This window comes from Bartonella sp. CE47NXGY, from assembly GCF_042195415.1.
In the GTDB taxonomy this organism is placed as follows: Bacteria; Pseudomonadota; Alphaproteobacteria; order Rhizobiales; family Rhizobiaceae; genus Bartonella.
Window position 1 is genome coordinate 92,003 of sequence record NZ_JBHIOI010000001.1, and the last position, 12,808, is coordinate 104,810.

General features: G+C 38.9%; 12 protein-coding genes. 7 read left to right on the forward strand and 5 right to left on the reverse strand.

Features of this window, described 5'->3' with window-relative positions:
- The first annotated feature begins 33 nt into the window (after positions 1–33).
- Entirely contained in the window at positions 34–1,287 is a 1,254-nt protein-coding gene (locus tag ACFIL3_RS00395) for a CCA tRNA nucleotidyltransferase (protein ID WP_375681749.1), read from the forward strand.
- Positions 1,288–1,772: 485 nt separating this feature from the next.
- On the opposite strand, the gene ACFIL3_RS00400 is transcribed toward ACFIL3_RS00395, so the two are convergent.
- Entirely contained in the window at positions 1,773–2,249 is a 477-nt protein-coding gene (locus ACFIL3_RS00400) for a tRNA (cytidine(34)-2'-O)-methyltransferase (RefSeq protein ID WP_375612986.1), read from the reverse strand.
- A 725-nt stretch (positions 2,250–2,974) separates the two neighbouring features.
- On the opposite strand from ACFIL3_RS00400, the gene petA reads away from it, so the two are divergent.
- The 4 genes from petA (at position 2,975) to ACFIL3_RS00420 (ending at position 6,225) form a co-directional block, all read left to right on the forward strand.
- Positions 2,975–3,523, forward strand: a complete 549-nt coding sequence (gene petA, locus ACFIL3_RS00405) for a ubiquinol-cytochrome c reductase iron-sulfur subunit (protein ID WP_375611173.1) — start codon at positions 2,975–2,977, stop codon at positions 3,521–3,523.
- Between the two features lie 4 nt (positions 3,524–3,527).
- Positions 3,528–4,784 (forward strand): cytochrome bc complex cytochrome b subunit, encoded by a 1,257-nt coding sequence (locus ACFIL3_RS00410; RefSeq protein WP_375611174.1) that lies wholly within the window; start codon positions 3,528–3,530, stop codon positions 4,782–4,784.
- The gene (locus tag ACFIL3_RS00415; protein ID WP_375636227.1) at positions 4,778–5,674 is read left to right on the forward strand and encodes a cytochrome c1; all 897 of its coding nucleotides are present in this window, start codon (positions 4,778–4,780) and stop codon (positions 5,672–5,674) included. The genes ACFIL3_RS00410 and ACFIL3_RS00415 overlap by 7 nt, the downstream gene beginning before the upstream one ends.
- A 110-nt stretch (positions 5,675–5,784) precedes the next feature.
- Complete coding sequence (locus ACFIL3_RS00420; protein ID WP_375611176.1) at positions 5,785–6,225, forward strand: PRC-barrel domain-containing protein; 441 nt, start codon at positions 5,785–5,787, stop codon at positions 6,223–6,225.
- Between the two features lie 159 nt (positions 6,226–6,384).
- Here the strand turns inward: ACFIL3_RS00420 and ychF are convergent, their stop codons facing one another.
- Positions 6,385–7,488, reverse strand: a complete 1,104-nt coding sequence (gene ychF, locus ACFIL3_RS00425) for a redox-regulated ATPase YchF (RefSeq protein WP_375611177.1) — start codon at positions 7,486–7,488, stop codon at positions 6,385–6,387.
- A gap of 264 nt (positions 7,489–7,752) precedes the next feature.
- Between ychF and ACFIL3_RS00430 the strand changes: the two genes are divergently transcribed.
- Positions 7,753–8,496 carry a L,D-transpeptidase gene (locus ACFIL3_RS00430; protein WP_375611178.1) on the forward strand — a complete coding sequence of 248 codons (744 nt, stop codon included), beginning with the start codon at positions 7,753–7,755 and terminating at the stop codon, positions 8,494–8,496.
- Positions 8,497–8,717: 221 nt separating this feature from the next.
- Here the strand turns inward: ACFIL3_RS00430 and pth are convergent, their stop codons facing one another.
- The gene (gene pth / locus ACFIL3_RS00435) at positions 8,718–9,299 is read right to left on the reverse strand and encodes an aminoacyl-tRNA hydrolase (protein ID WP_375681750.1); all 582 of its coding nucleotides are present in this window, start codon (positions 9,297–9,299) and stop codon (positions 8,718–8,720) included.
- Positions 9,300–9,374: 75 nt separating this feature from the next.
- Positions 9,375–10,004, reverse strand: a complete 630-nt coding sequence (locus ACFIL3_RS00440; RefSeq protein ID WP_375611180.1) for a 50S ribosomal protein L25/general stress protein Ctc — start codon at positions 10,002–10,004, stop codon at positions 9,375–9,377.
- 292 nt (positions 10,005–10,296) lie between these two features.
- On the opposite strand from ACFIL3_RS00440, the gene ACFIL3_RS00445 reads away from it, so the two are divergent.
- A complete protein-coding gene (locus ACFIL3_RS00445; protein WP_375612981.1) occupies positions 10,297–11,796 on the forward strand; it encodes a helicase HerA domain-containing protein in 1,500 nt (499 codons plus the stop codon).
- On the opposite strand, the gene ACFIL3_RS00450 is transcribed toward ACFIL3_RS00445, so the two are convergent.
- Positions 11,793–12,725 (reverse strand): ribose-phosphate pyrophosphokinase, encoded by a 933-nt coding sequence (locus ACFIL3_RS00450; protein WP_375606345.1) that lies wholly within the window; start codon positions 12,723–12,725, stop codon positions 11,793–11,795. The two genes, ACFIL3_RS00445 and ACFIL3_RS00450, sit on opposite strands and share 4 nt — an antisense overlap.
- Between the last annotated feature and the right edge of the window lie 83 nt (positions 12,726–12,808).

Consider the following 12,808-nt stretch of genomic DNA (forward strand, 5'->3'; position numbering starts at 1 on the left):
GCAATGAAGACAACTTTTTTGAAAGGTTAAAGGGTGAATATAAGACAGAACTTCAAACAGGTTGCGTGGTTACAACAAAGTGATATCCAAACACTTCTTCGTGTTTTGTCTGTGGAGGGGGAAGAGGCGCGTATTGTAGGGGGAGCAGTGCGCAATCAACTGCTAGGGCAGCCTATTAGTGATATTGATATTGCCACAACCTGTTTGCCGCAACAGGTTATTGCACGTGTAGAAGAAGCAGGATTTAAAGCTATTCCTACAGGGATTGCTTTTGGTACAATAACAGTAGTTGCTCATTCATGTTCTTATGAGGTTACAACGCTTCGCTGCGATATTGAAACAGATGGTCGTCATGCAAAAGTGGCATTTGGTCGTGATTGGAAAAAAGATGCTGAACGGCGAGATTTTACGATAAATGCGCTTTATTGTGATGCTGCTGGCAACCTTTATGATGATGTGGGAGGTTTGAGTGATATTGCTAGCCGAACAGTTCGTTTCATTGGGGTTGCAGAAGATCGTATTGGCGAAGATTATTTGCGTATTTTACGGTTTTTTCGCTTTTTTGCGTGGTATGGAGCAGGGCGACCTGATGTGCAAGGATTGAAGGCATGTGTTCGTTTAAAACACGGTTTAAAAAAACTTTCTTCTGAACGTATTTGGGCAGAAATGAAAAAGCTTCTTGCGGCGTTTGATCCAACGCGTGCTCTTTTATGGATGCGACAAAGCAGAATTTTGGCACTCATTTTTCCTGAAACAGAACGATGGGGTATTGATGCAATTCACGCATTGGTGAAGACAGAACAGGCTTTTGGTTGGAAAGTTGATCCATTGTTACGGCTAGAAAGCCTTCTTCCTCCTGATCCCATGCGTCTTCATGAAATGGCACAGCGCTTGCGTTTTTCTCTTAAGGAAACAACGCGATTAAAAGAATGGGCAGAGTTAGAAATAATAAACCAAAACTGTTCTGATCATTTTGTGCAAAAACTGATTTATTTTCATGGACGACAGCCAGTTTTAGATCAATTATCGTTGTCTGTCGCTGCATCACATCTTGATCATCTGGAAAAAAGTGATGCTTTGCAAAAAGCAGAGGGTTATGTCAAGCTTTATCAATTTGCCCAAAAATGGCAAATTCCAACTTTTCCTATTAATGGTAACGATTTAATAAAGAAAGGTTTTACAAAAGGTGTACTTTTAGGAAAAAAGCTTAAAGAGCTAGAAATGATATGGATTGAAAGCGGATTTTTAATGGATCGTCATGCACTATTAGAAAAAATTGATTTATAATATTTCTGTTTATAAACTCACTGTTGTTTATATTTTTTAAGTCAACATATTAATTTATAATAATCATTATTTATGTGAAATAAGAGTTCACAATATTGTAAGGTTATTTCAAACCTGTTCATATTACATCAATCAAAGTTATTGCCTTACACGTCACAAGTGAGGAAAAATGATTACAGAGAGGAAAAATGTCTCTTATGAATCATCTCAAAGATAAGGATTCTCGAAAATGAGAACGAATAAAGAGAATAGTGGTAGCGGTTTGCACCTTGTATGACCATAAAGAGGGGGATGTTCACTGGATTTTTACTATGAGGAGTATTTAATCATTCATAGGTGGTGATATGAGGTGATATGAAATGGATGTGATGGGCACTAAGAAATGTTTATTTTACCAGCACTTAATTGTTGGAAAATGATAGGCATTATACGCTCTAACTGTTCTTTATATGTTGTATTATTGTTTTTCGTGATAATTTATGTTTTTATAGATTACAGTTTCTTTCATGATAACCAATTTGGCGTAATGCTTCTCCTGTTGTTATGGCTACGCTCATGGCGAGATTTAGAGAGCGTGCCTGTGGTTGCATGGGAATTTTTAATGTGTAATCGGCCGCTTCATGAACATAATCGGGAACGCCAGCTGTTTCACGACCAAAAAGTAAAACATCATTTCTTTGATAGCATATCTGCGTATAGCATGTTTTTGCTTTTGTACTTAAAAGCAACAGGCGGCGGTTAAAGTGTTTCATGGAGCTTATAAAATGTTGCCAATCAATGTGTCGTTCTAAGGAAGCATATTCGAGATAATCCAATCCTGCGCGTTTGAGATTACGATCCGACAGATTAAAGCCTGCAGGTTCAATAATGTGCACATGTAAACCAAAGCAAGCGCTAAGACGTAAAATCGTTCCAGTATTACCAGCAATATCAGGTTGGAAAAGAGCTATATGAAGTGTCATGTTCTCTGTAATATGATTTTTCTTTCGACTTTGTAAAGAAGCACCACAATTTATTCGAAAAATATGCTTTGAGAAATACATGTTTTTTACGGTTCATTTTTATTCCCTTTAAATTTCAGGGAAAAGTTATGTATACAGGTCTGTTTGGGATCAGAGAGAAGCTCCCTATTAGGGACTTCCTTTTATTGAGCAATCCATGAAATGACTTGGCTCATTATGTTGAAAAGTGGGATATTTAATGAGATTAGATCATCAATTTTAATTAAAATCAACAAAATATGCTTTTTATGCAAAAACAGAAGCGAAAAAAATACTCATGCAACCAGTTGGAATTGAGGGAGGGAGAGATGCTGTAAATGTGTTAAAGAAATAACCGATAAGCTCAACTTGTTTACTGAGATATGGTCATAACAAGACTATGTTTCTTTCTTTAGAAGTGTTTATTTACATGCTATCTCTGATTTTCACGGGCGGGGGAGTAATTTTGATTGATTAATATGAATAGGTTTGAAATGAAAAAACCTTACGGTGTTTAGGGATTTCATTCACTCTGTAAAACGATGAATTATCATTATAAAACAGTTTTTTGTATAAACCATACAAATGGCAGGAGTGTTTTACGGGGATGTTTTTATGGTTGAGGTAACGGAGTGATCAAGCATTGTACAATGGGAGAGGGTATGGTAAAAGAATGTTTTAGCAAAGTGTCTCTTTAAGTTAAGGCCATGGGTGAGCAAACGAGGCGGGATTTTCTGTTTTTGGTAACAGCTGTTGCAGGAGCAGTTGGAATGGGAGCGGTTGTGTGGCCTTTTATCCGTCAGTTGCGTCCAGATGAAGCTGTTTTGGCATCTTCCTCTGTTGAGGTTGATCTTTCTGGTATTGAAGAGGGGATGTCAGTAACGGTAAAGTGGCGAGGACAGCCTGTTGTTATTCGAAATCGTACGGCAAAAGAAATTGCTGATGCGCGCGCTACTGAATTGAGACTTCTAAAAGATCGTCAAGCGCGCAATCCTAATCTTGAAGGTGAAAAAGAAGCGACGGATTTTGCACGTTCAGCAGGTAAAGGACGTGAAAATTGGCTTATCGTCATTAATCTTTGTACGCATTTAGGCTGTATAACACTTGGGCAATCTGGGAAATTTGGAGGGTGGTTGTGTCCATGTCATGGGTCTGTTTATGATACAGCTGGAAGAGTGCGGTCGGGTCCAGCTAACTATAATTTGGCTATTCCTCCTTACCAATTTCTTTCTGATACTTTGCTCAAAATAGGATAAGGTTATGACAAGGTTTTCTCCTTATTGTCCTAAAAATGCACTTGCCCGTTGGTTTGATAAGCGTTTTCCTCTTCCTCGTTTTTTTTATAATGCATTTGTGATTTTTCCTGTTCCGCGTAATCTTAATTACTTTTATACATTTGGCGGTATTTTGACCATTATGCTTTTATCACAGCTTTTGACTGGTATTGTCTTGGCTATGCATTATGTTCCGGATATTCATTTGGCTTTTGAAACCAGTGAACGATTTCGGCGTGAAGGGCAGTTTGGTTGGCTTTTTCGTCCATGGCATTGTGTAGGCTCTTCGTTTTTTTTTATTGCTGTTTATATCCATTTAGCACGTGGACTTTATTATGGTTCTTATAAAAATATGCGAGAAATGGTATGGGTTACAGGTATTTTTATTTATATCATCATGATGGCAATAGCATTTTTTGGTTATGTGCTTGTTTGGGGGATGATGTCTATTTCAGCGGCTTCAGTGATTGCAGGGCTTTTAAAAACGATACCTTTGGTGGGGACATGGTTGCATGAGACACTTCTGGGTGGTTATGTCGTAGGACAACCAACGTTGAATCGTTTTTATGTTTTCCATTATGTTTTATCATTTATTTTGCTTCTTTTTGTGGGGCTGCATATTTGGGCAATTCATTGTGTTGGGCAAGGCAATCCAACGGGTCTTGCTATACAATCAGATAAGGAAACAGTTCCATTTTCGCCTTATGCGCTTATCAAAGATATTTTTGCTATTACTGTTTTTCTCATCTTCTTTGCCTGGTTTTTGTTTTATATGCCCGATTATATGGGGCAGGCTGAAAATTATAGTGTGGCAGATCCTTTAAAGGCACCTCTTCGTGTGGTTCCAGAATGGTATTTTTTGCCTTTTTATGCGATGCTTCGTGCTATAACTTTTGATATCGGTATTTTCTCTTCAAACTTTGTTGGCTTTGTTTTATTCGTCAGTTCGATTTGCATTTTAATTTTTGTGCCATGGTTAGACCGCTCTAAAATATGTTCAGCAAGATATCGACCTGTTTATAAAATTTTCTTTTGGGCGTTGGTTATTGATGTCGTTTTTCTTGGTTGGTTGGGGTCAAGAGAAATAAGTGACAAAATTCTTTTATGGACACAATTGGCTACGGTTTATTATTTTATATTTTTTTTGGTTATTTTGCCGATTTTGCCAGCGTTTGAAAAAAATTGTTCTCTTCCTTCTTCAATTATGCAAGATTTAAAACAGAAAAAAAAGAGACTATGGTAAATGTTTTTGTCGGGCTGGTTGTTATTGTTGCTATGAGTTTTTCTGCTCAGAGTTTAGCGAGTGATGCCTCTGATCAGGAAGAAGGATTTATTTCTTTTCCTTTACAGGTTCCTAAAAAACAAGAATGGAGTTTTTCAGGTCCATTTGGGCTTTATGATAAGGCGCAATTGAGGCGCGGATTAAAGGTTTATAGACAAGTTTGTTCCAGCTGCCATGGGCTAAAATATGTGGCTTTTCGCAATTTAAAAGATCTTGGGTATGATCAAGAACAGATCAAAGCTTTGGCGGGGCAATATGAAGTGCGCGATGGTCCTAATCGAGAAGGAAAATTTTTTAAACGTGCTGGGGTTGCAACGGATTGTTTTCCTTCTCCCTTTTCACATGAAGAAGAAGCAAGATTTATTTTGAATAGTGCTTATCCTCCAGATTTGACATTGATAGCACGTGCACGTGGGGTATCTTTGCCGTTTCCTGCTTTAATTACTGATGCATTGACTCATTATGATACAGCTGGTCCAGATTATATTACAGCTCTTTTAACAGGATATCAGAAGGCACCGAAGGAGATAAAAATTGCGAATGGTTATTGGTATAATCCTTATTTTATTGCCGGTAATTCTTTAACTATGGCTCCTCCTTTGAGTGATGGTATGGTTGCTTATGAAGATGGAACCCCAGAAATCATTGAACATTATGCGCGCGATGTTTCTGCTTTTTTGATGTGGGCTGCCGATCCTCATATGGAAATTCGTAAAAAAACCGGTTTTCGTGTTATTTTATTTTTAATCATTTTTGCAGGGTTTGTTTATATTTTAAAAAATCGTATTTGGTGTGGTTTAGAAGAAGAATTAGAGAAAGAAATAAAAGACGAAATAAAGAGAAAAGGGTAAAGCGATAAGGCTCAAAAGAGTATAGAGTATAAAGAGCATAAGGAACAAATCTTTTTATGATGCATTGAGGTTTTATAAAGTAAAAGCAAAGTAAAAATGGAGATGTTAAAATGAAAAAAATTGCATGTACTACTCTTATGTCAATTTTGATGGTTTCTAGTACTTATGCTCAGTCTTTTGAAGTGCCTTCAAAACCTGAAATGATCTCTTCGACGGGTATTGTACAGGTGGGGATAGATAAGTCTGTGCGTTATGTGACACCTTTAGCAACGGATTTTGTTGCTTCCAGTCTTATAGGCGCCAATGTATATAATATAGAAGATGAAAATATTGGTGAAGTAAAAGATATTATTTTACGTGAAAATAATATTGCAGGATTTGTTATTGCTGTTGGTGGTTTTCTTGGCATAGGCGAGAGTTATGTGGTCGTTTCTCCAGAAACAATCCAGATGACAAATGATTATGGTAAATGGAAACTTATTACAAATGCGACAAAAGATTCTTTAAAGAACGCTCCAACATTTAAATACGAAGGGCGTTGGACACGCTAATTTTATATTTCTATTCTTTAATGGACCAAGCTGTTGCTATCACAATCATATGCTAGCAACAGTTTTTTTGTTCTAAAAGCTCTTGAGAATTTTTGCGACAAGATTCCAAGGAGCTATTATCAAAGTTTTCAAGATAAACTATTAAGACAGAGTGAAGATTTAAGTATTATGTTTAAATAACATGATATCGCCATCTTGCACAATGTATTCCTTTCCTTCATCGCGGGCTTTTCCTGCTTCCTTTGCACCGCTTTCTCCACCCAGAGCAATATAGTCATTATAGCTGATGGTTTGGGCACGAATGAAACCGCGCTCAAAATCTGAATGAATAACACCAGCTGCTTGGGGAGCTTTTGTACCACGCGTAATTGTCCATGCTCGTGTTTCCTTAGGCCCACAGGTGAAGTAAGTAATGAGATCAAGTAAATGGTAACCAGCGCGAATGAGGCGATTGAGACTCGGTTCAAAGAGTTCTAGCGCATTGAGATATTCTGATGCTTCAGCATCACTCAGTTGTGTAATTTCCGCTTCGATAGAAGCAGAAATGATAATGCTTTGCGCATTTTGCTCTGTTGCCATTTTTTCAACTGTTTGGGTAAAGCTATTTCCACGAGCGGCGTCATTTTCGCTTACATTACAAACATAAAGTACAGGCTTGGAGGTTAAAAGATTCAAACTCTTAAGAATGTGGTGTTCATCGGAAGAAATATCTTTGAGTAATAACCGGACAGGGTTTCCCTGTTGCAGTATGTTTAATGCTTTTTCCATAATAGGTAAAATTGTGAGAGCTTCTTTGTCTTTTCCGGTTGCTCGTTTACGGATTTGTATGATTCGTCTCTCAAGACTTTCAAGATCCGCAAGCATGAGTTCGGTTTCAACCGTTGTCGCATCACAAACAGGATCAATACGTCCCTCTACATGGGTAATATCTTCATTTTGAAAACAGCGTAAAACGTGGACAATGGCATCGACTTCGCGAATATTGGCTAAAAACTTGTTTCCTAAACCTTCGCCTTTTGAAGCTCCTCGCACAAGCCCCGCAATATCGACGAAGTTAATGCGTGTAGGAATCATTTCTTTTGAACCAGCGATTGATGCAATTTTTTCCATTCGTAAATCTGGAACAGCAACTTCTCCGGTATTGGGTTCAATGGTACAAAAAGGATAATTGGCAGCCTGTGCAGTGGCTGTTTTTGTTAATGCATTAAAAAGAGTTGATTTCCCGACATTAGGTAATCCGACAATACCGCATTTAAAGCCCATGAGAGTCTTTCTTTTCTATTAATTTTATGGTCAAGATAAAGCTTCCTTTTTATAGCATATTTTCAGAAGAGTTATAGTCCTGGTCTTGCGATAAGTGAGAAAAAAGTCTAAAGTAATAGGTATCTACTTTTTACCTTAGTTCTTCTTACCTTATTGTTCTCCTTAGTTACAAGGATAAGAAAACTTCGAATTAATGTTAATATTGTGCTAAGTTTTTCATGGTATGCAAATCTGCATAAATAATTAATCGGAGAAAATAGAAGAGTGTTATCTCGTTGTGCCTTTTTAATTGCAGCACTTTTGGCTTTGGCTGGATGTGCTACACGTCAGTCAGATATGTCATCGGTACCTTTTCAACAAGTTCGATACATTCCACCAGAAATACAGGCTTTGTATGGTCCTGTAACGAATGAGACCTATTCGTTACCTGCTGTTGATCTTGCGACAATTGATCCAAAATATTGGCGACAAGAGGTGATTTATTATACATCTTATGCGCCTGGAACATTGGTTATAGATACGCAAGAGTGTTTTCTTTACCTTATTGGTGAAAATGGAAAAGCTTTGCGTTATGGGATTGGTGTCGGTAAAGAAGGCCTAGCATTTGAAGGTGAGGGGGTTATACAGCGCAAGCGTCGGTGGCCAAATTGGGCTCCTACTGCAGCTATGATGGCTCGAGAACCAGAACGTTATGGTCATCTTGGGAAAGGAATGCCACCAGGGCCCGATAATCCATTAGGTGCGCGGGCACTTTATTTGTTCAAAAATGGGAAAGATACACTTTTCCGTATTCATGGCTCACACGAATCGTGGTCAATTGGGCGTGCTATTTCAAGTGGGTGTATCCGTTTGCTTAATCAAGATATTATCGATCTTTATGATCGTGTTCCCATTGGTTCGCGTGTTGTGGTATTGCAAAACAATAGGAGTATTCCTACAGTTTATAGTCAACAATCAAATGGTTACGATCCGCTACAGTCGACCATTCAGCCAAATGATTTTTTTTAATTTAGGGGAGAAGATTGGAGAGAGCTGTGTTTGCTGTTCAATCTTCTCTTTCTCTCAAAAGAGAATATAAGCCTTTCTTCTTCAAAGGTGTATACAAGCTTGTATTCTGTTCTATTTTCTAGCTTCTCACGTTGCCAACAGATTTTGCCTTTGAGAAAGTTTATAAGAGGATTTTTTTAAGAGTTCTTATTCATATTCTTCACGCGACAGGGGCACGCAAGCTAATGGTTCTGATTGTGTTTTATCGTTTGTGAAACTTCATTCATAAAGAGGGATTTATCATCTTTTATAAGGAGAGCGATATTTTTTGCAATTGTCTCTAAGAGAGGGGATAACCATTCTTGATCAGATTTGGTAAAATTCCCCAAGACATGTTGATGAACAAGTTCTTTGCTTCCAGGATGACCAATTCCTATGCGTATACGACAATAGTCAGTACCACAATGGGCATCAATAGACTTAATGCCATTATGCCCATTATTTCCTCCACCAATTTTTATACGAACTTTCCCCGGTGACAGGTCTAGCTCATCATAAATGATGATCAAATTCTTTAAATCTAATTTATAAAATCGCAAAGCTTCACCGATAGCTTGACCAGAAAGATTCATGAAAGTTTGTGGTTTTATAAGAAAAATTTTCTCATTATTTATGAAACCATTGGAGATTTCTGCTTGAAACTTCTTTGACCATGGAGAAAAAGAGAAGGACTGATAAATGGCATCAACAGCCATAAAACCGATATTATGGCGGTTATTTTGATATTGTAAACCAGGATTGCCAAGACCAGCAATAAGCCACATGTGTATCTTCAGTCAAAGTATGAGTAAGGGTAATGTCTCATAAATTAAGGCGGAAAAATTCCCGCCTTTTGAGTTTTATGAAGTTTGTGTGTCTTCTTCATCATTTTCTTGTTCAGAAGTTTCATCGCTGACATCCATGCCAGCAGGAGCTGCAATGGTTGCAATGGTAAAGTCTCGATCTTGGATGATGGGAGTCACATCTTTTGGCAGTTGCACTGCTGAAATGTGAATAGAATCACCAATAGAGTAGCTGGAGAGATCAATTTCAATAGCTTCAGGAATAGCACTTGCTGGAGCTGTACATTCAATTTCGTGCCGAACAATATTGAGGACACCACCCTTTTTAAGTCCAGGTGCCGTATCTTCATTGAGGAAGTGGACAGGAATATTCACTTCTACAACGGATTTTGCTGAAATGCGCAAAAAGTCTACATGGAGGGGAAAGTCACGCACGGGATCTAATTGATAATCTTTTGGCAAAACCATAATTTTTTGCTTGTCAAGAATAATCGTTGCAATGGTGGTGCGAAAGCCACCAGCATGAATTTTGTAGAAAATTTCTTTATAGGGAACTGTTATTGCCAAAGGTGGTTGTTTTTCACCATAAATGACAGCAGGAATAAGACCGTTGCGGCGAAGTTCACGGGAGGACCCCTTACCAACCCGCTCGCGTTTTTCGGCCTTAAGAGTGTAGCTTTTGCTCATAATTTAAGTCCTTTTTACATGATTGGAGATCCTTCAAAAACAGTAATAGTTTTTGCATGGATATGAAGATATGCGCTAACCAACAGCGATCACTCCATTCTACGTTGCCTCCAAGGGTGTCTACGCAGAAGTTTGTTCTATAGTTCAAACTATTCATAGATGCAAGAGTTGTGGGAAAAATCGATGATTTCTACCGTTAAAAAGGAGGAAATGTTACAAATTACGGTGTGGATGGAGAATCAACCAATATGTGCTGGCACTGATATGTTCAAAATCAAACACTGGAGATGTTATGAAGGTTGAGATTGCCTTGGGTGAGATGTCAGAAAGTCGTGCTTTGCATAAATCGATGCCAGCACTTCTTGATTTGGAAGAATTATTGGCGACACGTCTTCTTGTACAAGGTAATTCTGGTTCAGGGAAATCACATCTTTTACGCCGTCTTCTGGAGCAAAGTGCTCAGTGGGTGCAGCATTGTGTAATTGATCCAGAAGGCGATTTTGTAACTTTGGCAGATAAATTTGGTCATGTTATTGTAGAGGCTCAACGGAGCGAACTAGAATTGACACGTATTGCGCATCGCATTCGACAACATCGGGTTTCGGTGGTATTTAATCTTGAAGGTTTGGACACTGAACAACAGATGCGTGCTGTAGGGGCTTTCCTTGGGGCACTGTTTGATGTGGAACGTGATTATTGGTATCCTATGCTTGTCGTTGTCGATGAAGCACAATTGTTTGCTCCAACTGCAGCAGGAGAAGTTTCTGATGAAGCGCGTAAAATTTCTTTGAGCGCTATGACCAATCTGATGTGTCGAGGACGTAAACGTGGTCTTGCTGGTGTTATTGCGACACAACGTTTGGCTAAGCTTGCCAAAAATGTTGCGGCTGAAGCTTCAAACTTTTTAATAGGGCGGACTTTTTTAGATATTGATATGGTGCGCGCCGCTGATCTTTTGGGGATGGAGCGTCGCCAAGCGGAAATGTTTAGAGATCTTGAACGGGGAAATTTTATAGCTTTAGGCCCTGCTTTATCACGACGTCCCTTACCAATTATTATCGGTTCTGTTGAAACTTTGGCACGCTCTTCTAGCCCTAAATTAATGCCACTTCCAACAGAGCGGGATGATGTGCAAGAGCTCGTTTTTACTGCTTCACCAGAGGAAATTTTAACGCCATTTAAACAAACACGAGAGCCGATGAGGGAAAAGTCAATGCACGAGATGTTAGAGGAGGTCGTGCATAAAAAACAAGAGTTGTTAGAAGAAAACCCAAGTTTATTTCCTGAACTTTCTGATGTTGAGCGTGACGGGCAAGCAGAACATATTATTCGGGAAATTCTTGAGGATTCTGAAGCTTTTTATCGTTCAACAGCGGTGCTTTATCAAGATTTTTCAGTTCGTTGCCGTATCCATGGGATGTCAAAGGTTCCTTTTAATCTTTCACAATTTCGGCGTAAATTGGCTATTGCTCAGGCTTTTGTTGATGAACAAACGGCTGTCAGTGAACATTGGAAACATATTTTGCAGATATCAGAAAGTTTGGAAGAAGATGTTCAAGGAGTCTTCTTGAACGTGGCACAGGCCGCATTAGGGGGAAAGCCATGTCCATCTGATGCATTTTTAGCACGTCTTTATGGGACTCATTCTTTAAGCCGTGCACGCCGACTTTTAACCTACTTTGAAGAGCGTGGACTTATTGTTATTCACACGCATTTTAGTGGTCAACGTATTGTTGCCTTTCCTGATCTTGGTGTTGAAACAGCACCGGGAGACCCCAAGGAACCACTTTAACCAAATAAGCTGGAAACCGATTGTTCTGCTGCTGTCCTTGCTATTGCTTCTCCCATAAGGTCGGCAATGGGCAAAACACGAATATTATGGGTTTTCTCAATAGCTTGTGTTGGCATAATTGAATCTGTAATAACCAATTCTTTCATCTCTGAATTAGCAATTCGCTCGATTGCATTACCAGAAAGAACACCGTGCGTGATATAAGCTGTGACACTATTGGCACCATGTTTAAGCAGAGCACTTGCTGCATTGCATAAAGTTCCACCTGAATCAACAATATCATCAAGCAAAAGGCAATCTTTTCCCGATACATCTCCAATGATATTCATAACTTCTGATTCACCGGGGCTTTCGCGACGTTTATCCACAATAGCGAGCAAACTGTTCAAGCGCTTGGCAAGCGCGCGCGCGCGAACCACACCACCCACATCAGGTGAAACAACGATAACATTTTCAAGAGAATAATGCACTTTGACATCGCGAGAAATGACAGGAACAGCATAGAGATTATCCGTAGGGATATCAAAAAAACCTTGAATTTGTCCTGCATGAAGGTCTAGTGTTAAAACACGATGGGCCCCTGCTTCAGTAATGAGGTTGGCAACAAGTTTTGCAGAAATAGGAGTTCGTGGTCCTGGTTTTCTATCTTGGCGGGCATAGCCAAAATAGGGGATAACAGCTGTAATACGACGCGCAGAAGAACGACGAAGGGCATCAATCATGATGAGTAATTCCATCAAATGATCATTTGCGGGATAGGATGTAGATTGCAAAACAAAAACATCTTGTCCACGTACATTTTCATGCAGTTCTACGAAAATTTCTTGATCAGCAAAGCGCTTTACAGTTGCTTTGCCTAAGGGGATGTTCAAATAATTTGCAACATCTTCAGCTAGGCGTGGATTAGAATTTCCGCAGAAAAGTTTCATAGTAGAACCTCTGAATCATCATGGTGGGAATGCGACACGGTTTTTAATTTCTTTTTATTAAATTGCAAGAGAGCAATTACAAA

Bases quoted from the DNA above. Each gene is read 5' to 3' on its own strand.
- ACFIL3_RS00400 (WP_375612986.1), bottom strand. From the start codon at position 2,249: ATGACACTTCATATAGCTCTTTTCCAACCTGATATTGCTGGTAATACT.
- petA (WP_375611173.1), top strand. From the start codon at position 2,975: ATGGGTGAGCAAACGAGGCGGGATTTTCTGTTTTTGGTAACAGCTGTT.
- ACFIL3_RS00410 (WP_375611174.1), top strand. From the start codon at position 3,528: ATGACAAGGTTTTCTCCTTATTGTCCTAAAAATGCACTTGCCCGTTGG.
- ACFIL3_RS00415 (WP_375636227.1), top strand. From the start codon at position 4,778: ATGGTAAATGTTTTTGTCGGGCTGGTTGTTATTGTTGCTATGAGTTTT.
- ACFIL3_RS00420 (WP_375611176.1), top strand. From the start codon at position 5,785: ATGAAAAAAATTGCATGTACTACTCTTATGTCAATTTTGATGGTTTCT.
- ychF (WP_375611177.1), bottom strand. From the start codon at position 7,488: ATGGGCTTTAAATGCGGTATTGTCGGATTACCTAATGTCGGGAAATCA.
- pth (WP_375681750.1), bottom strand. From the start codon at position 9,299: ATGTGGCTTATTGCTGGTCTTGGCAATCCTGGTTTACAATATCAAAAT.
- ACFIL3_RS00440 (WP_375611180.1), bottom strand. From the start codon at position 10,004: ATGAGCAAAAGCTACACTCTTAAGGCCGAAAAACGCGAGCGGGTTGGT.
- ACFIL3_RS00445 (WP_375612981.1), top strand. From the start codon at position 10,297: ATGAAGGTTGAGATTGCCTTGGGTGAGATGTCAGAAAGTCGTGCTTTG.
- ACFIL3_RS00450 (WP_375606345.1), bottom strand. From the start codon at position 12,725: ATGAAACTTTTCTGCGGAAATTCTAATCCACGCCTAGCTGAAGATGTT.